Source organism: Roseitranquillus sediminis, assembly GCF_016918935.1.
Classification (GTDB): domain Bacteria; phylum Pseudomonadota; class Alphaproteobacteria; order Rhodobacterales; family Rhodobacteraceae; genus Roseitranquillus; species Roseitranquillus sediminis.
Map to the genome: position 1 here is coordinate 303,635 of NZ_JAFFOB010000018.1, position 18,147 is coordinate 321,781.

At 65.5% G+C, this 18,147-nt stretch carries 16 protein-coding genes; 7 read left to right on the forward strand and 9 right to left on the reverse strand.

Features of this window, described 5'->3' with window-relative positions:
• From JM664_RS13330 to JM664_RS13340, 3 genes are all read left to right on the forward strand, one after another.
• Nucleotides 1-1,980, forward strand: coding sequence for an outer membrane protein assembly factor BamB family protein (locus JM664_RS13330; protein WP_227420411.1), 1,980 nt, complete (start codon nucleotides 1-3; stop codon nucleotides 1,978-1,980).
• 157 nt (nucleotides 1,981-2,137) lie between these two features.
• Entirely contained in the window at nucleotides 2,138-2,986 is an 849-nt protein-coding gene (locus JM664_RS13335) for a quinoprotein dehydrogenase-associated putative ABC transporter substrate-binding protein (protein ID WP_227420412.1), read from the forward strand.
• Complete coding sequence (locus JM664_RS13340) at nucleotides 2,983-4,269, forward strand: ABC transporter substrate-binding protein (RefSeq protein WP_227420413.1); 1,287 nt, start codon at nucleotides 2,983-2,985, stop codon at nucleotides 4,267-4,269. Before JM664_RS13335 ends, JM664_RS13340 begins: the two co-directional genes overlap by 4 nt.
• Nucleotides 4,270-4,282: 13 nt before the next feature.
• On the opposite strand, the gene JM664_RS13345 is transcribed toward JM664_RS13340, so the two are convergent.
• From JM664_RS13345 to JM664_RS13375, 7 genes are all read right to left on the reverse strand, one after another.
• Nucleotides 4,283-5,113: an ABC transporter permease gene (locus JM664_RS13345; RefSeq protein ID WP_264465684.1), complete on the reverse strand. Its 831-nt coding sequence runs from the start codon at nucleotides 5,111-5,113 to the stop codon at nucleotides 4,283-4,285.
• Between the two features lie 38 nt (nucleotides 5,114-5,151).
• Nucleotides 5,152-5,961 (reverse strand): ABC transporter ATP-binding protein, encoded by an 810-nt coding sequence (locus JM664_RS13350; protein ID WP_227420415.1) that lies wholly within the window; start codon nucleotides 5,959-5,961, stop codon nucleotides 5,152-5,154.
• Nucleotides 5,962-5,969: 8 nt separating this feature from the next.
• On the reverse strand, nucleotides 5,970-7,097 hold the full coding sequence (locus JM664_RS13355) for a hypothetical protein (protein WP_227420416.1): 1,128 nt from the start codon (nucleotides 7,095-7,097) through the stop codon (nucleotides 5,970-5,972).
• The gene (locus tag JM664_RS13360) at nucleotides 7,087-8,103 is read right to left on the reverse strand and encodes a beta-propeller fold lactonase family protein (protein WP_227420417.1); all 1,017 of its coding nucleotides are present in this window, start codon (nucleotides 8,101-8,103) and stop codon (nucleotides 7,087-7,089) included. Before JM664_RS13360 ends, JM664_RS13355 begins: the two co-directional genes overlap by 11 nt.
• Before the next feature lie 93 nt (nucleotides 8,104-8,196).
• Nucleotides 8,197-9,486 (reverse strand): ABC transporter substrate-binding protein, encoded by a 1,290-nt coding sequence (locus tag JM664_RS13365; protein WP_227420418.1) that lies wholly within the window; start codon nucleotides 9,484-9,486, stop codon nucleotides 8,197-8,199.
• Nucleotides 9,487-9,619: 133 nt separating this feature from the next.
• Entirely contained in the window at nucleotides 9,620-9,931 is a 312-nt protein-coding gene (locus JM664_RS13370; RefSeq protein WP_227420419.1) for an HdeA/HdeB family chaperone, read from the reverse strand.
• 298 nt (nucleotides 9,932-10,229) lie between these two features.
• Nucleotides 10,230-11,228, reverse strand: a complete 999-nt coding sequence (locus JM664_RS13375) for an SMP-30/gluconolactonase/LRE family protein (RefSeq protein ID WP_227420420.1) — start codon at nucleotides 11,226-11,228, stop codon at nucleotides 10,230-10,232.
• Between the two features lie 345 nt (nucleotides 11,229-11,573).
• On the opposite strand from JM664_RS13375, the gene JM664_RS13380 reads away from it, so the two are divergent.
• The gene (locus JM664_RS13380; RefSeq protein WP_227420421.1) at nucleotides 11,574-12,023 is read left to right on the forward strand and encodes a PaaI family thioesterase; all 450 of its coding nucleotides are present in this window, start codon (nucleotides 11,574-11,576) and stop codon (nucleotides 12,021-12,023) included.
• Between the two features lie 38 nt (nucleotides 12,024-12,061).
• A complete protein-coding gene (locus JM664_RS13385; RefSeq protein WP_319637537.1) occupies nucleotides 12,062-13,108 on the forward strand; it encodes an AbrB family transcriptional regulator in 1,047 nt (348 codons plus the stop codon).
• 1 nt (nucleotide 13,109) lies between these two features.
• Here the strand turns inward: JM664_RS13385 and JM664_RS13390 are convergent, their stop codons facing one another.
• On the reverse strand, nucleotides 13,110-15,074 hold the full coding sequence (locus JM664_RS13390; RefSeq protein WP_227420423.1) for a tripartite tricarboxylate transporter permease: 1,965 nt from the start codon (nucleotides 15,072-15,074) through the stop codon (nucleotides 13,110-13,112).
• A 118-nt stretch (nucleotides 15,075-15,192) separates the two neighbouring features.
• On the reverse strand, nucleotides 15,193-16,296 hold the full coding sequence (locus tag JM664_RS13395; RefSeq protein WP_227420424.1) for a type 2 periplasmic-binding domain-containing protein: 1,104 nt from the start codon (nucleotides 16,294-16,296) through the stop codon (nucleotides 15,193-15,195).
• Between the two features lie 377 nt (nucleotides 16,297-16,673).
• Here JM664_RS13395 and JM664_RS13400 point away from each other — a divergent pair, with 377 nt between their 5' ends.
• Both JM664_RS13400 and JM664_RS13405 read left to right on the forward strand, forming a co-directional pair.
• Nucleotides 16,674-17,606 (forward strand): Bug family tripartite tricarboxylate transporter substrate binding protein, encoded by a 933-nt coding sequence (locus JM664_RS13400; protein ID WP_227420425.1) that lies wholly within the window; start codon nucleotides 16,674-16,676, stop codon nucleotides 17,604-17,606.
• 22 nt (nucleotides 17,607-17,628) lie between these two features.
• Nucleotides 17,629-18,138, forward strand: coding sequence for a tripartite tricarboxylate transporter TctB family protein (locus tag JM664_RS13405; RefSeq protein ID WP_227420426.1), 510 nt, complete (start codon nucleotides 17,629-17,631; stop codon nucleotides 18,136-18,138).
• Nucleotides 18,139-18,147 lie beyond the last annotated feature (9 nt).

The window sequence follows — 18,147 nt, forward strand, 5'->3', positions numbered from 1 at the left end:
ATGACAAAGAGAAGAAATCGTTGGTGCGCATCGGCATCGGCGCTGGCCATGTGCGTCGTCGCGGGCTCTGCCCTCGCGAACGAAGACGTATTGCGCCTTCAGGAGGAAGAGGGCGTCGTCGTGATGCCCAGCATCACCTATAACGGCTGGAACTACAGCCCGCTGGACCAGATCAACACCGACAACGTCGACGACCTGGTCATGAAGTGGACGGTCCAGCTCGGCATTACCGACGAATTCGAGGCGCCGCCGCTCATCGTGAACGACACGATGTACATCATCACGCCCGAGCCGAACCACGTCTATGCCCTCGACCTGACGGATAACGGGAAGATCCTCTGGGAGTATCGCCCGCCGTTCTCGGACGAGGAGCTGAGCGCTGCGCTGGAAGTGGCCTGCTGTGGCTCGCAGACCCGGGGCCTCAACTACGCCGAGGGCAAGCTCTTCATGCAGACGCTCGGCGGCAAGGTCATCGCGCTCGACGCCGAGACCGGCGAGGAGCTCTGGCTGACCGAGGCTGCGGACCAGATCTACGGCGAGACGATGGTCGGCAACGGGATCGTCATTGGTGATCTTTACATCGCCGGTAACGCCGGAGGTGAGTACGGCGCGCGCGGTGCGGTCACGGCGTTCGACATCAACACCGGCGACATCCAGTGGAAGTACTACAACATGGGGCCGAACAACGAGGTCGGCATCACGGACCGCTTCCAGCCGTTCTACGCGGATGACCAGATCGAGAACCCGGCCCTGGCCTCGTGGAAAGGTGACTCGTGGAAGCGCGGCGGCGGCACATCGTGGGGATACTTCACCTACGACCCCGACCTGAACATGTTCTACTACTCGACCGGGAACTGCGGCCCCTGGAACCCCGACTATCGTCGGGAGTGGGGTCAGGTTGACCTGGACGACGCCGGCGGACTCGAGACCTACCGGAACAACTACTGCGCATCGCAGCTGGCGCGGGACGCAACCACCGGCGAGCTGATCTGGGCGTACAACATCACGCCGCAGGACCAGTGGGACCTCGACGAGCCCCTGATCACGCCGCTCGTGGATCTCGAAATGAACGGCGAGACCCGGAAGGTTGCGCTGAAAGCCGCACGCAACGGCTACTTCTACGTCTGGGATCGCGAGACGGGCGAGATTGTCAACGACCCCTGGCCGTTCCAGTACGTCGACTTCATGACGGGCGTAGACAAGGAGACGGGCCGCGCCCTCTACGACATCGGCAAGATGATGTTCACCAACGAGGAGGATCGTCGCCAGTACACTCAGGCCGGCGTTCTCAGCGAGGAGGAGATCGCACTGCAGGAGGAAGAGGCGGCGCTCTACGGCACCGAGGAGGAGGCCGAGCAGGTCGCCCGCGGGGGCACGGACGTGTCCTGGTGCCCCGGCATCGCAGCCAGGAACTGGGAGAACGACGCGTATTCGCCGCAAACCGGCCTGCTCTACACTGCGACGCAGACCGAGTGCCGCACGATGCGCGTGACGGAAGGCGAGTTCACCGTGCCTCAGACCGCAGAGGGCTACCGTCTGCGGGAGTACGTCGGCGAACCCTACAACGTCGACGTCAACGGGAATCCGACGGAGCACAAGTCGGAGCTCCAGGCCAATGATCCCGTCAGCGGCGAGACCGTGTGGCGCATCGAGTGGATGGAGAGCAACCGTACGCCGATCCTTGCGACGGCGGGTAACCTGGTGTTCCAGGGAGGCGAGGACGCGGGCACCTTCCGCGCGATCGACGCCACGAACGGCGACATCCTGTGGGAGTTCCGCACAGGCACCGGATTCGGAGTGACGCCCGTCACCTACATCTCTCCAGAGGGTGAGCAGCACGTCGCCATCATCGGCAGCAACCGTGGCGCTGACGAGAAGGTCGAGGCGAACGCCGAGCCGGACGCCGCCAACCGCTACAAGCGGCAAGGCAGCACGCTCTACGTCTTCGGACTGCAGCGCGACATGGCATCCGCGAACTGAGTGCTCAAAAACGCCGGGGCCGCCTCAGCGGCGGCCTCGGACCAAACGATCAAGGAGCAGGGCTGTCCGGCCCTGCTCCGTTTTCTGAGAAGAGCCCTGCATGGCGGTTCCATCGAGGGCCGTCGTCTCGAACGGGCGTCAGAAGCGAGGCGCGACGATGACAGTCCTGAAGTCGAGGCGGCAGGTTTCCGCACTCAAGCTGGTCCTGCTGGCATTGGCCAACATCGCCTTCGGAGCGGCGGGCGCAGCGAGCGCCTGGGAGATGCGGGTCTGCTCCGACCCGGACTACATGCCCTTCTCGAACCGCGACCTGGAGGGCCTGGAGAATCGGATCGCGACCATTCTCGCCGACGAGATGGGCGCCGAACTTGCTTACAAGTGGTGGCCGCAGGTGCCTTCGATGGTCACCGACATGCTGCGCGAGGGCGAGTGCGACATGATCATGGGCGTCCCTGACAGCCAGAAGGGGTTGCTGCCGTCCCTCGCCTATTACCAGAGCCCTTACGTTTTCGTCTATCGCGCAGACGCCGACTACGAGATCTCGAGCTTCGACGACCCGGATCTGGAGCACCTGAAACTGGGCGTTCAGTCCACGAACGATCGCGCCCACACCGCGCTCGGCAAACGCGGGCTCAACGACAACGTCGCGCTCCAGTTCATCGCCCGTCCCGAGGATGAGGACGGACCCTTCGCTCCACTCGTCGAGGCCGTGGCCAGCGGCGAGATCGACGTCGCGGTGCCCTGGGGGCCGGTGGGCGGCTACTATGCGGCACGCCAGCCGGTCGAGCTGACGGTGACACAAGCGCCTCACTTCGACCTGCCGTTCACGCCCATGTTCATCAGCGTCGTGATCGGCGTCCGCCGCGGGGACGAGGCGCTGCGCGATCGCCTGGACATCGCCCTCGCCAGCAGGTGGGACGACGTGCTTTCCGTGCTCGAAGAGTACGACGTGCCGACCATACCGCTTGCCCGACCGATCGAGAGCCTGGAGAGCGCCGCCCCATGAACAAGTTCGGATCCGCTATCGGTGCCCTCGCGCTCCTCGCCGTTACGACTCCTGCGCTCGCGCAGGATGCGGGCCTTCGCCCTCTGCGCATCGGAGTCGTCATCCCGTCCCGGACCGGCGAGATTCCCATCGTCTCGTCCGTCAACGATTACGTCGGCGAAGGCGCGCTGATGGGCGCGCGGCTGGCGGAAGCGCGGCTTGCAAGCGAGGCGGAGGAGAGCGGCATACATCTCGACCCGCTGCTCGCCAATTCTCCCACGGCAGCCGCCGCGGAGCGCGCCGCGCGCCGGCTTGTCGAGATCGAGGACGTCGACGCGCTCGTCGGCGGGATCGGCGAAGGTCAGGCCGAGGTGCTGATGCAGGTGGCCGAGGATGCGCGCATCCCCTTCCTCAACATCGGATCCACAGATGACCTCCTGCGGGGTCGCGACTGCAGCCGCTATACCTTCCATGTGGAGGCGAGCGACGCGATGTATCTCGATGCCATGGCGGCGCTCTCGGTTGTCGAGGGCAACACGCGCTGGTTCGTCGTACACCCCAACGACGCACGCGGAACGGCACTGATGCGACGGGCGGAGCAGTCGCTGGCGAAGATCGCCGCGAATGGTGAGATCGTCGGAAGCGCGGCAGTGCCCGCGGGGCTTCCGTCCTACCACGCCGAGATCGCCGCTGCCGGAAACCTGGGGGCCGATGCCATCGTGCTTCTGCTCGACCCGATGGACCAGATGGTATTCCTGACGCAGAAGGAAGAAGAGAACTCGGATCTGCCGACGCTCAGCTTCCCGCACACCTTGACCCAGACACGCGACTACATCGCCGCCGCACGACACGTCGCGCCGAAAGCAAACCCGCGCCAGCGCCTGGCGCTCTGGGAGACGACGCTGGACGAGCCTTACAACGACATCTTCCGTTCTCGGTGGGGTGAGCCTACGGACCCCACCGCATGGAGCGCCTACCACGCGATCAAGATCATCCTCGACGCGGCCAAGTCGTCCGGAGACTTTGAAGGCGAAGAACTCGTAGCCGCGCTCGAAGGCGAGGTCGGGTTCGAAGTGCTGAAGGGTCCGGGAACGTCCTTCCGCAAGTGGGACCACCAACTGCGGCAGCCGCTCTATGCGGTTACCGTGGACAGGGAGGTGGTGTGGGAGCGGATGTCGCTGCCAACGCGCATCGCGATCGCCGGCAATCCGGCTGTCCTGCCCCCGGCTGTTCCTGGCGTCGATCCCGTCGCGCGACTCGATCTGTTGGGCGACACGGCCGAGACCTCCGCCTGCACGTTCTGATCCGGCGGGAACGTCACCTGCTGGTGGTCATCCGTTTCATGGCGTGGGCGGACGCAATTACCGCGAGGGGCGGCGACAGCAGAATTACGCCGAGATCCAGGGCCAGGGGCAGTTGCCGAAAATCCAGCAGGACGAACCGCAATGTGTCGAGCATGTAGCTGACCGGATTCGCATAGACGAGAACCTGCAGCCAAACTGGCAGCTGCACCACCCAGCCGCCGCCAATCGCGTAGATCCCGAGTTGACGTAGCTCGACCCGCAGATGCTCGGGGATATCGAGGAAACCGACGCCACCGACCACGCCGCGGAGCGGAAAGATCGAGCCCGACAAGAAGTAGAGCGGCTGAATCACGCCGTTCGAGATGGCGCCGAAACCCTCGAACGTCCTGAGTCGCGAAGCGAGGACGATGCCCGCTCCGGTCAACGTGATCCCCATCGAGAAGATCACGACCAGTGCCAGGAGGAAGGCCGCCAGCGTCACCTCAACGCCGATCAGCGGCGTGAACAGGAATGGGATGATCCCCTGCACCAGCGCGATGGTCGCACCGCCGAGGAGCTTGCCCAGCGCCACGGAAAGCATCGGCGCCGGAGAGATCACCACTTCGCGCAGCAAGCCCACCTGCCGGTCCCAGATCAGGGCGATCGCGCATTGCATCGATGCGAAGAGCACGTTCAGCGTAATCACGCCCGGCAGAATGAACTGCGCGTATGTGTAACCCTCGATTTCCCGCAGCGCGGCGCCGAGGCCAAGTCCCAGGATCACCAGCCAAAGGATGGTGCGGGAGATGCCGCCGAACAGTTGCGACGTGTCGCGTACGTAGCGCAGCACCTCGCGCCGCCACATCACGAGGATGACCGCAGGTGCAATTCCGGGCAGTAGATTCATCGCGTGTGCTCTCCGCCTCGACGAGCGAAACTCACCATGAGGTCGCGCGCAGTCGCATTCTCGTCGCGCAGCTGCCGACCCGTCAGGGCGATGAACACATCCTCCAGCGTCGCCCCTTCGCCGCCGTTCGCGGCGATAAGCTCTCCGGGGCTGCCCACGGCGATCAGCTTTCCCCTGTCGAGGATACCGACACGGTCGCAAGTTTCAGCTTCGGGCAGGTTGTGCGTGGTCATCAGGACCGTCATCCCATTGGCTCGCAGGCTCGAGATGCGTTCCCAGAGGTTCAGCCGGCCCTGTGGGTCGAGCCCGATCGTTGGCTCGTCCAGGATCAACAGCCTCGGATCGTGGAGGAGCGCGCGCGCGAGTTCGAGCCGCCGCTTCATGCCGCCGGAGTATGTCCTCACGAGCCGCTTTGCCGCCTCTTCGAGCGCGGCCCAGGCAACTGCCCTCTGCACCGCTTCGGCTCTGCGACGGCGCGGCAGCCCATAGAGCACGGCATGGATCTCGAGGTTTTCGACCGCCGTGAGGCGATCGTCGAGCGCGGGGTCCTGGAACACGACCCCCAGAAGGCGGCGAACGGCCTCGGGCTGCTTGGCCACGTCGTGCCCAAGCACCCACGCTTGGCCGCCGTCGGGTGGCAGCAGCGTCATCAGCAGGTTGACCAAGGTGGTCTTGCCCGCACCGTTCGGGCCAAGGAGGGCGAAGAACTCTCCTTCGTAGATCTCGAGTGAGACCTCACTGAGGGCCTGAACGTCCCCGTAGCGGTGAGACAGACCTGCTGTCTCGACCGCGTTCTTTCGTGTCATATCGACAATCAGCCCCCCAAGGCGCTCCCGATGTCGGAAAGCGTTTCCGAGAGGGCTGCGCAGGCGGCGGCGTGCGCGCTCGGGTCCGCCGGGGCCGTGTCCGACTCCTCTGTCTGTTCTCCGTCCTCGGCCTCGTCGTCCTCGCCTTCCTCTTCCCCCTCGTCGTCGTCGTCTTCGCCGAGTTCAGCGAGGGTTGGGAAAAGCTCCTGCGCCTCCGCGTGCGCCTCTGGCGCAAACAGACCAGCGGTCGCCGCGAGCTCGCCCTCGTAGAGATCGTGGACGGCAATTATGGCCTCCACGCCGATAGCGTCGTCTCCGACCTCGTATGCCGCGCAAGATGCGCCGGTGGTCTCGGCAAGGTGCGCGGCCAGTCGCGCGAAATCTCGGCCAGGAAAGAGGTCGGCACCGACGACGCTCTCGACTATGCCGGCCAGACGCTGAGCCGGCGCCTCCGCCTCCTCTGGGTTCCACCCCACCACGGAGCCCGGAGGCCCGGCATCGGGATAGAGTGCGTGAAGAGCTGCCAGCATCTCCTCGGCGTCGCCGCGATGCTCCTCCGTCGCCAGCGACTGGATCTCCGCCCAGAGCAGGTCGACCCGCTGCAAGGTCGTCCAGCCGGATGGATACTCCCAGACCTCTTCGACGGCTTCCTCGTAGCCTTCCGCTACGCCACCTTCGGCCAACAGCAGATCCACCAGAACCGCGGCCTTGAACGCCGGCGCCTCGCGGACCTCCTGGTCGAGGACCACCTCGCGCGCGCGCGCTAGCAAGGAGGCAGCCTCGGCCGCCGCGGCGCTTGGATCCTCCCCCTCCTCTGCCGCCTCTGCCATCTCCGCGAGCGCTGCGGCCAGCTCTTCTGCCAGCTGCGCGTCCCGCTCCGCAAGCGTTCCGCCGAACCGCGCGAGGAGCGGCCCCGCCGCCGCCTCCAGCTGCTCCACGAGTTCCTCGTCGAAGGGCGGCGCGAAATGGTCGGCCAAGGTGAGTCGCGAAGCGATCATCTCGAGCCCGAAGGCGCGGCTTTCCTCGACGGTCCAGTCGAGGAAAGGAGCGGAGCCGTCCTGTGCCGGAGCCGCCGTCGCGAGGCTCGCCAGAGCCGGCGACAGGAGGGCGAGCCGACTGATGCGATCAGCCTTCATTGGGGATCCTCCCGACGATGGCGGAGTGGGCACCGCGGCCGACGGCGATGTTGTCGATGACGCTGAGCGTCTCGGTATCGATGACCGAGACGCTGTCCGAGAGACCGTTGGCGGTGTAAACCCTGCTGCCGTCGGGACTGATGGCGATGCCCCAAGGGCGCCGGCCCATCTGCTCGCGGATCGTCGCGATGACCTCGTTCTCCTCAGTGTCGATGACATAGACGGCACTCGTTCCGCCGCCGGCCACATAGAGGCGGTCGCCCTCCGGGGCGACTGCGATCTCGACCGGTCGGGAGTCGAGTCCCAGGTTGATGGTGTCGATCACCGTGTGGTCTTGCGTGTCAATCACCGACACCGTTCCGCCGATTTCGGCCGTGACGTAGGCGCGCGTGCCGTCATTCGAGAACTCCACCACCCGCGGCCTGTTGCCGACGAGGCGGTGGGTGACAACGCTGAGGTTTTCTGCGTCGATGACGGTCACGCTGTGGGTGGCCTCGGCCGTGACGTATACCCAGCGCCCGTCCGGGCTGACGGCCACGCCCTCGGCCTCCACGCCGACGGGGAACCGGGCGATCTCCGATCCGTCCTCGACCTTGTAGCCGGCGCCCTGCGCCAGCGCTTCGAGCGAGGCCCAGACTTCCTCCCCGTCCGGGCTCACCGCCAGGCGCTCCGGGTTTCCACCCGCGCGGAACTCGCTGAGGATCTCGTTCGTCTCGACGTCGATCGCGACGATCTTGTCCTCCGGCGTCTCCACCTGCGGGTTGAAGTCGCTGACCGAGATGTAGACGGTTCGCCCGTCCGGGCTGACAGCGACGCCGCGCGGGCGCACCTCGCCAGGCCGGCCCGAAATCGGCAGCGTTGCCATGACGGTGTTCGTGGCCGGATCGATGACCGAGACATCAGCGTTGTACTCGTTCGATACGTAGACGCGGTAGTCTTCATTCTGCGCCTGCGCCGGGATCCCAAGCAGGGCCGCTACGGCGACTCCTGCAAGCGCGGTTTTCATTCCTCCTGGTGATCTCACCCTTCTCTCCTCCCTGTGGTCAATGTAGGCCGTGGCCGCCGGTTCAAGCCAGTTTGCCCGCCCTTCGCGCGAATTTCATTCTTGAAAGCCTCGGCACCTACTTGCGTGCTCGAGGTCGCCGAGTTGATCGAGCCGTTCGACCGGATCAGTACCGGGCATGTAGATGGCGGGCAACTCGCCTACCAGCAAAGCGGCATCGAGCCGGTCGGATGACGTCTCGTTGATCTTCACCAGGTAGAGCGACTGCCGCATCTGGTGATCCCACGGCCTGAACGACGCCCCGATCCCCTTCCAGAGATCGAAGATTGTGTTCTCGGCACCCAGATACGCCGCGACATCCTCGGGCTCGGCCGAGCCGCCCATGACGATTGCCTCGTAGAGGATCTTGACCGCCTGAAATCCGGCCCAGGCGCCCGCCTCCATCGGTTCGCCCCAACGCTGAAGATACCGGGCGTTCAGCTCCCGCGCGCCGTAGGCATCGAGCGTCGGCTCCCAGGAGGTGGCGCGAAAGCCGCTGCCGAGCCCCGGGGCGGCATTGCGCGAGGCATCGAAGAAGGCCCTCGTCTGTGCCGCAGGATACGGGAAGCCGGTGGTCATCACCTCGACGCCCGCGGCATCGAGACTCGACAGAGCTTCCAGCTGATCCGGGGCCGGGAGCAGCAGCATGATGAGGTCCGCTCCCGATGCTGCGATCTCTCCCGCCAGCGCGCCGTAGTCGGTCGCGCTCTCCCACACGGAGCTGCCAACTTCCCGCGCCGCGAAGTGTCTCTCCTCGAGGGCGCTGACGAGCCGCTCGTGCTGATCCTGCGCTTCGCTCGAGTCATTGCGGACGATGAACCACCGCCGAAAGCCGGATCGCACGAACCAGCCAGCGAGGGCATCGATGTACATCGCCGCGCTCGGGGCGAGGTGGAACGTCATCGCACCGCACTCGTCGGCCCTGAGGAGATCGCTCGTCGCGGCGACGTTGACGAATGGCACTCCGCTCTCCTCGGCCCAAGCGCTCAGTTCGCCAGCATCTCCGCGACCGATCCCGCCAACCACCGCGGCAACGCCATGTTCCTGCCGAAGCCGTGCGGCGGTCTCCCGCGCAGCAGGCGAATGTTCGACCACGACCTGGAAGTCGATTCCGAACAGGGAGGCGTTCATCGAGAACTCTTCGGCCGCCATTACCGCACCCTGTTCAACGTCTTCGACGAGAGCCGCACGCAGACTCTCGTCTTGGCCGACTTCGGGCAGGATCACGCCGACAACGCCGCGCACCGCAACATCTTCCTGCGCCTGAACGGCTGGTACCAGCATGCAGAGGATCAGAAGAGCACGGCCGAGGCCGTTGGTCATCCCGGAGAGCAGCCCCGAGATCAAGGTTTCAGTCCTGTAGAGGAATCCAAAGTTCTTCCCGGCATGGTCGTTAGAAGTACCGAAGGAGGATCACCTTCGGCACTTCACTACGTCAAGAGCCGAGTTGTCGCGCACCTCCGTGCGCTGCGGCAGATGATTAGCCCGGATTGTCCATGGCGTTCTGGAACGCCTCCATCGCGGTCATCTCGGGGGCGACCTCGCAATCGGTCGTCATTGTTGCCAGGTGCATCGCCTGGGTCTGATCATCGGCTTCCTGCTCGCTCATGCCGATCTCGGTCGCCAGCGCCTCCATCGCCTGCGTCCGCCCCTCCTCGTCAAGTTCGTTGAATTGCGCGCAGGTCATTTCGAGGTCGAATGCCTCGCCCTCCTGCTGCTCCTGTGCCATCGCAGCTATGGGAAGCTGCACAGCGATCAGGGCCCCGACGAGCGTTGTGGATATGTAAGACATGTTGGGTCCTCCTCCTCTGACCCAGCGTCAACTCCTCCCGTTCACTTTGGTTGCAGTTCGATCTGACGCCGAGCGCCGCTGCGCTCATATCCAGACAGTGCTGCGCCTCGGTCGAGATCGGTGCGCCGGCTCGAGGACGTGCATTGGCGGCCGGCCTCGGGACTTGCCGGGCACCTCGCCAGAAGGTGCGCGAAGAGAGGGTTCCCCCGGAGAGGCTTGCCTGCCCCGGGAGAACGCGATCACCGGGAATGTCCCGGCTGGCACAGAAGTAGTCAGAGCGCTTGATTTCGCGACGGTCTCAGTTGCCGCCGGAGGCTTCGAGAGGCACCAGCGCCAGGGCGTTGTTCGGGTTCATCGGGATGGCGAGTTGGTTCGCACCGGCGTCGTAGCACATGGAGGCTGCGCTGGGGATTCCGACGGCGATCAGTTCGGCTTCACCATCGGGCGGGATGCGCGATACGCCGCCCCGCCGGACGCTGCTCACGTACTTGGTCCCGTCCGGCATGATGACGAGGCCATCACTGCCGGGCTGCGCCGCCTTTTCGGTGTTCAGCAGTTCGCCCTCCGGCGAGTAGGTCAGTACGTCGTCGCTCTCGATATTGACCACCACCACGTTGCCGTCGCCGTCGAATGCGACCCCGTTCGGCCGAGCAAGGGGCGCGCCCTCGACGATGATCGTCGCCTCGCCCTCGGGCGTGATGCGGTAGAGCCGCCAGCTGGTGGGGTCGGCATCCGGGCCGCTATCGCCGCTCTGGCTGGCGTAGACGGTTCCATCCTCGGCAACCTCGATATCGTTGAGCCAAGGCGAACCCTCGACGCGCATCTCGCCCGCCGGTGCCCCGCTCTCGAGGTCGAACATGCGTATCACCGCCACCGTCGGCTCATCCTCGGAGGTGCCGCCGTCGCGGTCGGCCACGTAGAGCATGCCGCCTCCGATGTCGCTGCCGAGCGGATCGTTCAGCACCAGCCCGTCGCGACTGGCGCCAATCCATTTTGCGGTGTGTACCGAGCCGTCGTGATTGATGAGCGAGACGAAGCCGTCGTTCGGGATCTGCGCCTGGCCGGCGCCGCGGTTGACCACGATGATCAGGTCGCGGCCCTCGTCGTAGCTGCAGCTCTCGGCGAAGATGAACGAGCCGAAGACCTTGACGTTGTCCGACATCGCGGTCGTCTCGCCGTCGGTTGTAACGCCAAGCGGCTCGCCGGCGACGAACCCGCCCTCTGCCGGTGCCTGCTGCGCAGTGCCAGCGGAGGCGGCAAGCGCAAGTATGGTGGTGGTAACAAGAAGCTGTCGCATGTGGTCCTCCCAAAGTGCGCATCGCTGCGGGCCCGGTGCGCCGGCAGCAGCTGCGTGTGTGCCTGTACGTGGCTCGATCACACTAGAGGGCTTGCGATCTGACTCCAGATGTTTCTCGCCCACGACGTGCATCGGTCGAGGCGGCATACACGCGGTATCGGGGTCAATGGGCGAAACCACGCCGACTGGGGATGCGGCGCGAGCGACCTGTTATACGTTTGCATTCAGCTGGATATCCGGCATTGTCGCGGTGATGAAGAGGATCGGCTGCCTCGATGTGGAGAGGCCGAGCATTTGTTCCCTCCGCACGGGCCTCGCCCAGCCAAACACGTGGAGACCGCATGAATGACTGACGCCGCCCATAAAAGTGAAAGCCCGTTCCTCGACCTTCTCGGCACACGAGTGGAGGAGTGGCGCGACGGCTTCGCACGGATTTCCCTGGAAGTGCAGCCGCATCACCTCAACCGCGCAGGAGTGGTGCACGGCGGGGTCCTCGCCACGCTCCTCGACCACGGCGCCGGCTTCTGCGGGCTCTACTGCACGGTGCCGGGCAATCGGCGCTATGGTGTAACCCTGTCGCTTACCTGCAATTTCGTGGCGCAGACGCGCGCAGGGGTTCTGACCGTCACCGGAAGGCGGAAGTTTGCCGGGCGGAAGATCTACTTTGCCGACACCGAGGTCCATTCCGAGGACGGTACGCTCGTGGCGAGCGGCACCAGCGTCCACCGCTTCCGAAGCGGCAGCGAGGCGCCGGAGGGAGTCGCTCCCAAAGCGCCGGGCGGGGCTGCGGGGTGACTCTCCGCAACTGCCGGCGCAGGACGGAATTGGAATGAGTGCGAGCCGCAGGTAATGTCGCCGCCGCATTCGCGGTGGGGGCGCTTGGCGGCAGCGCGTTCTGGCTCGCCGGGCTTCCCCTGCCATGGATGCTGGGCTCTCTGACAGCCTCCGCCATTGTCGCCGTGAACGGTCGGCCATGGCTGATGCCTGTCGCGATCAGAGATCTCGCGCGTCCGGTCATCGGTCTGCTCGCGGGCAGCGCCTTCACGCCGGCCGTCATGGCCAGCCTGCCGCTCTGGTGGCCGGCGCTGCTGCTCGTCCTTTGCTTCACCCTCGCCTCGCTCGGCGCGGGGTATTTCTACTTCACGAGGTTCGCCAAGCTTGATCGGGCGACCGCGTTCTTCGCTTCGTCGCCCGGAGGACTGGCCGAACTCACCTTGCTCGGCGGGACACTGGGCGGGGATGTTCGAGGTCTCGTCATGGTGCATGCGCTGCGGATCGTTGTCGTGGTGACGTTGCTGCCCCTGATGGTCCAGACGCTCCTCGGTCAGGACCTGTCAGGCTCTGCCGCCCCGGCAAGGCCTAATCAAGACGGCGCCCTGTTCGACTGGCTGGTCCTCGGGGCATGCGGCGTTGCGGGATACATCCTGGCCAGGCGCGTCCGGGTCCCGGGCGGCGTCATGGTGACGACGCTGGTATTCAGCGCGCTCGTGCACGGGCTGGGGGTGACGGAGATGTCGCCACCTGCCTGGATCGTCTCCCTGGTGCTGGTGGTGATCGGCGCGTCCACCGGCGCACGATTCGTCGGCATCCGCTGGCGCGAGGTCGGAGGCCTGCTGACGCACGGCCTGATCTGGACCGCAATCCTGCTCGGCCTGTCTCTGTCGTTGGCGGCGGCGGGCATGCTTCTGACCGATCAGCCGTATTTGGCCCTCGTTCTGGCGTTCAGTCCCGGCGGAACCGCGGAGATGACCATTATCGCCTATGCTATCGGCGTCGAGGCCGCCTTCGTCATCGCCTGCCAGGTCAGCCGCATCTTCATGGTCTACACAATCGCGCCGCTGCTGTTCCCGGTGCTGCGCCGGTCGGACGGCGCACTCTAGCTCAGGCCATCCACCAGGGCAGGTCGATGAAGCGGTCGATCAGGCCGTTCGGATAGTCGAGGATCAGGAAGTAGGAGAGTGTCAGCAGCACGCCCGTGCTGAAGATCGCCAGCGCCGCCGTCAGCCAGAATGGCGCGTCGGTCTTCGCGCGGGTAAAGACGATCACGAAGGCCGCGGCGCCGAGCGGGAAGCCCACCAGCCCGACGAGACAGAGAAAGCCGACGAGCCAGATCAGGTAGTGCAGGTTTCCCCGCGCATATTCGTCCTGGCCCTCGTCGTCCTGCAGCGCGGGTCCGACTGTCCGCTGCATCGCTTGTGTACGAAGCACCATGAGGAGGATCGCGAGCGTGATCAGGCCTGCCGTGAGCGGAAAGATCCGCCCGAGGTAGCTCGTCTGAAGCGCCTCGGCGATCACCGCGAGCGTGAAGGCGATCAGCGCTCCGGTGAAGACGAGCTGCGGGAGGCGCGCGACCAGCGGAGGCGCCGGCTCAGCCGCCTTTGTGGAATCGGGTCGCGGCCGGCTGCGCCAGGCCACGAGGATTGAGAGGACCGTAAGCGCAATGATGACGAGCACGATCGGGCGCTCGAGGAACGAGAAGCCATAGACCTGCGCCACGCGGTAGAACGAGCTCTCGAGCCCCGTCGACAGAACGAAGCCGATCAGGAGCGCGGGGCGCGGCCAGCCGAAGCGCTTCATGTAGATGCCGACAATGCCGATCCCGAGAAGCGCGAAGAAATCTGCCCAGCCGCGCGTAGCCTGAAACGCGCCGAAGAAGATGATGACGATCATCACCGGCCCGATCAGCGCGTAAGGAATGGTGGTTAGCCGCGCCACCGGATTGGCGATGAGAAAGCAGAGCCCCGCGCCGGCGACATTGGCTATGGCCAGCGACCAGATGATGGTGAAGGTGAGATCCGCATTGCTGGATATCATGCTCGGTCCGGGCTGGATGCCGATCATGATGAAGCCACCGACCAGGATCGCCATGCTGCCGGACCCCGGGATGCCGAAGAGTAGCGTCGGGATCATCGCGCCGCCGGTAATGGCATTGTTGGCCGATTCCGGCGCGATCACGCCGCGAATGTCGCCCTTGCCGAACCGGCTCTTGTCGCGGCTCGACTGCACGACGTGGCCATAGGTGATCCAATCTGCGACGGAGCCGCCAAGGCCGGGCAGCGCGCCGAGGATGCAGCCCAGGATCGAGCAACGGATCACGATCCACCGGTGCCGGATCGTATCTCGAAGCCCCTCCATCCAGCCGCTGCCCAGCCGGCCGCTCTCGGAGATCGTCCCGTGCCGGCGCAGCAGCTCGACGATCTCCGGTAGCGCGAAGAGCCCGAGGCCGACGATCACCAGGGCGAAGCCGTCGCCGAGGTAGACCGTGCCGAAGTGCAGGCGGAACTCACCCGTCGCCGGGGCGCCCCCGATGGTGCCGACCAGCAGGCCGACACCGGCGGCCGCGACGCCCTTGAGCGGGCTGGCCCCGGTCAGCATGCCGACCATCGAGAGCGCGAAGATCGTCAGCATCATCAGTTCGCCGAACCCCATCGCGAGTATGATCGGTTGCGCACCGAAGACGGCTACGGTCAGTACCAGCGAGCCGATGAGTCCGCCGATCATCGAAGCGCTGAAGGCCGCGGCGAGGGCACGCGCCGCCTCGCCCTGCTTCGACAGCGGAAACCCGTCCAGCACCGTGGCCTGTGCCGAGGCCGTGCCCGGAATGCCCATCAAGATTGCGGGAAAGGAGTCGGAGGTGTGCATCGGCGCAAGGATGCCTACCATCATCGCCAGCGCCAACGACGGGTCCATCCCGAAGGTGAAGGGCAGGATGAGCGACAGCCCGGCGATGCCGCCCAGTCCCGGCAGGATGCCCACCGTCAGGCCCATGACCACACCGAGGCCCAGCATTCCGAGATGCGACAGCGTCAGGAGGTTGAAGAGTGCGGGAATCAGCGCGTCGATCATGAGGATCCGGTGGTCTTGGCATTGAGAGTGGCACGTTCAACGGCCGGGCGGAGCCGGCGCCGGTCACGTCCGAACGCGTCGGTGAGGCGCCGGCGGAGATCGCCGGCGCCTCCCTGCATCACATCTGGATGTCGTACTTCTCGTTCAGCCAATCGACGACCCACTGGCGCGCCTCGTCGCTGATCGTCGTGGCGTTGCGCAGGCTCTCGCGCGCCGCCTCTCCAGTAAGCTGCGGGTAATCGCCGATGTAGGCCCCCGACTCCTCCTGGAACGCGGGATCGTTCACCAGAGCCTCCGCGGCGGCGTCGTAGGCCGCAATCACCTCGTCCGAGGCGCCGGACGGCAGGACCATCGCCTTGGAACTCATCACGCCCATGTAGAAAAGCGACTTCCAGGCATCGAAAGCCGGGCCCGACGGCGGCTCGCCATGTACGGTCTCGTAAGCCTCGACGAAGCTCGGCAGGTCGGGGAAGTTCGGGTCCCGCTCGATCTCGCCGGCCTCGTTGGCATAACCGAAGGCGAAGAGCGGCACGGCGGTGCCAGCGTCAACCAGCGGTTGCGCCATCTGGATGTAGGCCGAGGCCACGTCGGCGTTGGCAGTGAACTCGCCGCGCTCGAACGCCAGATGCTGGTCGCCGCCCATTGTCCCGAAGATTGGATTGATTTCCACGCCAAGCAGGTCGAGCGACAGCAGGCTCGGTAGGTCGCTCCCGGTGGGACTCTGCACACCCATGATCAGCTCGCCGTCGTAGCTCGCAAGATCCTCGATCGACTCGATGCCCGTCTTCTCGTGGACGTAGATCACCCGGCCCATCGGCGAGGCGAGAAACGCGTTCCAGTCCTTGGCGTCGAACTCGATGCGCGGATCGTCCGGCGTCATCGCGTAGGTGAGCGTCGTCGAGGTCGAAGCTACTGCGATGTGTGTGCCGTCGGTCTCGGCGTTCTGCGCGAACCAGTTGGCGCCGTTGACGGACCCGCCACCGGGAATGTTGCGCACGACGATGGTAGGTTCGCCGGCGAGCTTCGGCGCAAGTCTCTGCACCATGTAGCGCGAATAGGTGTCCGCTCCGCCGCCTTCGCCGAAAGGCACGATGGTCTCCACCCGCTTCCCCTCGAACGAGAGGCCTTCCTGGGCGGAGACCGTGTCCGCCGCGGCGGCCAAGACCGTCGCGGTCGCCACCGTGGCGACCAAACTGGATGCGATGTTGCCGTGTCGTGTCATGAAGTTCCTCCCTTTGGATGTGGGCTTCGGTCCGAACGACCGTTTCCGCTCACTCTATACGCTGTTGGCACACAGCTGTATGCGGAAGGATATCGGCATATTCTTGCGCTGCATAGCTCTGCTTCCCGCTTTTAGGCATTCCTTCCGCGCCAAATATTTCCAAAAGCTTCTACGTGCCGCCATGCGTCCCGGAACCTTGCGCCATCGAATCCTTGCCTGCACTGTGCGCGCTGGAATACAAGAATATCCATGAGAGCACGGACCGGAAACGGCGCTCCCGAAGAGGACGCTCTCGCGACACAGTGGAGGAAATTCAGGTGCAAGACTGGAATGATTGTACTGCTGCGGAATTGCGGCGTCAGATCCTGACGGCTGGCATGGCCGTGGTGGCCATGGCGGCGATCCCGGGCGCGAGCCTGGCTCAAGATGATTTCCCTGACCGGACCATCGACATCATGGTGCACGCCGGCGCGGGCGGCGGTACCGACCTGACCGCCAACGCCGCGATCTCCGGGCTGCGCGAGACGGTGGGCTGGGACGCCGCGATCAACCGCAAGACTGGAGCCGGGGGCGCGGTCTCCCACCAGTACGTGATGCAGCAGCCGTGCGACGGCTACAACGTGATCACGCTCACCAGCTCGCAGATCTCGACCATTGCGCAGGGCAAGTCGCCCTTCGGCATCGATGATCTGGTCGGGATCGGACGGGCGACGGTCGACCCGATCTACCTGATGACCGCTGCTGACGGTCCCTATCCCACGGCGGAGGAGTTTCTCGCCGCCGCCAAGGAAGAGCCGCTCTCGATCGGCCTCGTGACAATCGGTGGCGGCGACCACATCACCGTCTTCCTTATGGCAGAGCGCGGAGACCTGATGCAGCCGCAGGCGGTGCCGTCCGACTCGGGTGGCACGGCCGCGGTCAGCGTCGTCGCAGGCGACCTCGATGCCGGCATGGTCGGGGTCAGCGAGGCGGGCGCCATGATCGACGCGGGCGACATCAGGCCGATCATCGCGTTCACAGAGGAGCGGCAGGAGGATTTTCCCGACGTGCCCACCGCGAAGGAGCTGGGGATGGACCTCGTGCGTCCGACGCTGCGCGGCTTCGCCGTGCGCGACTGCACGCCCGAGGACCGGGTCGCGACCCTGCGGGACGGCTTCGCGCAGGCAATGGCGACGGAGGGCTATCAGACCTATCTGCGCAACGCCGGCATTCCCCTCGACAGCGTCGCCTCGGGCGAGGTCTTCGAGGAGGCGATCCAGCGCGAACACGACGAGGCGGTCGAGGCGCTCACGGCGCTGGGCCTGATGTAGGCCGGGCGGGACATCACGCCCGATGTCACGCAAGCGCTTCGGCCGGAGGTCGCCCGAGAGGGGCGGCCTCACGGCCCTGATATACTCGGACTTCACCGTTGCCGCCGTCGTGGCCGGGTTCTGCGCCTACGCCTACTACCTGAGCACCAGGATCGGGACGGTCCCAGACTCGCTCGCGCAGGGCATGCAGCCGGCCAGCTACCCGCAGGGCGTGATCCTTGTCATCCTACTGCTGGTGATCGGCATGCTGGTGGAGTCCCGGACGCGCGAGACGCACATCCCGGAACCGGTCCCCGCGCTCTCCTACGCCACCATGGCGGCAATGATCGTCTCGCTGGCGCTGGCGACCTGGATCGACTTCTTCGTCGGGATGATCTTCTTCGTCGTGCTCTGCGTGCCGCTCTGGGGCATGCGGCGCTATCTCGCGACCTTCGCCTACGCCCTCGTGCTCGCCGCAGTGCTATACCTGATGTTCGGCACCTTTCTTCGCGTGCGCTTTCCCGAGGGTGTCCTCGTGAACCTGCTCCCTTAGGAATTGCTC

Excerpts from the sequence above, each read along its gene's own strand:
- JM664_RS13355 (WP_227420416.1), bottom strand. The coding sequence starts at position 7,097 with ATGAAGGCTGATCGCATCAGTCGGCTCGCCCTCCTGTCGCCGGCTCTG.
- JM664_RS13350 (WP_227420415.1), bottom strand. The coding sequence starts at position 5,961 with ATGACACGAAAGAACGCGGTCGAGACAGCAGGTCTGTCTCACCGCTAC.
- JM664_RS13330 (WP_227420411.1), top strand. The coding sequence starts at position 1 with ATGACAAAGAGAAGAAATCGTTGGTGCGCATCGGCATCGGCGCTGGCC.
- JM664_RS13360 (WP_227420417.1), bottom strand. The coding sequence starts at position 8,103 with ATGAAAACCGCGCTTGCAGGAGTCGCCGTAGCGGCCCTGCTTGGGATC.
- JM664_RS13395 (WP_227420424.1), bottom strand. The coding sequence starts at position 16,296 with ATGACACGACACGGCAACATCGCATCCAGTTTGGTCGCCACGGTGGCG.
- JM664_RS13340 (WP_227420413.1), top strand. The coding sequence starts at position 2,983 with ATGAACAAGTTCGGATCCGCTATCGGTGCCCTCGCGCTCCTCGCCGTT.
- JM664_RS13345 (WP_264465684.1), bottom strand. The coding sequence starts at position 5,113 with ATGTGGCGGCGCGAGGTGCTGCGCTACGTACGCGACACGTCGCAACTG.
- JM664_RS13405 (WP_227420426.1), top strand. The coding sequence starts at position 17,629 with ATGTCACGCAAGCGCTTCGGCCGGAGGTCGCCCGAGAGGGGCGGCCTC.
- JM664_RS13375 (WP_227420420.1), bottom strand. The coding sequence starts at position 11,228 with ATGCGACAGCTTCTTGTTACCACCACCATACTTGCGCTTGCCGCCTCC.
- JM664_RS13400 (WP_227420425.1), top strand. The coding sequence starts at position 16,674 with ATGGCCGTGGTGGCCATGGCGGCGATCCCGGGCGCGAGCCTGGCTCAA.
- JM664_RS13390 (WP_227420423.1), bottom strand. The coding sequence starts at position 15,074 with ATGATCGACGCGCTGATTCCCGCACTCTTCAACCTCCTGACGCTGTCG.
- JM664_RS13335 (WP_227420412.1), top strand. The coding sequence starts at position 2,138 with ATGACAGTCCTGAAGTCGAGGCGGCAGGTTTCCGCACTCAAGCTGGTC.
- JM664_RS13380 (WP_227420421.1), top strand. The coding sequence starts at position 11,574 with ATGACTGACGCCGCCCATAAAAGTGAAAGCCCGTTCCTCGACCTTCTC.
- JM664_RS13370 (WP_227420419.1), bottom strand. The coding sequence starts at position 9,931 with ATGTCTTACATATCCACAACGCTCGTCGGGGCCCTGATCGCTGTGCAG.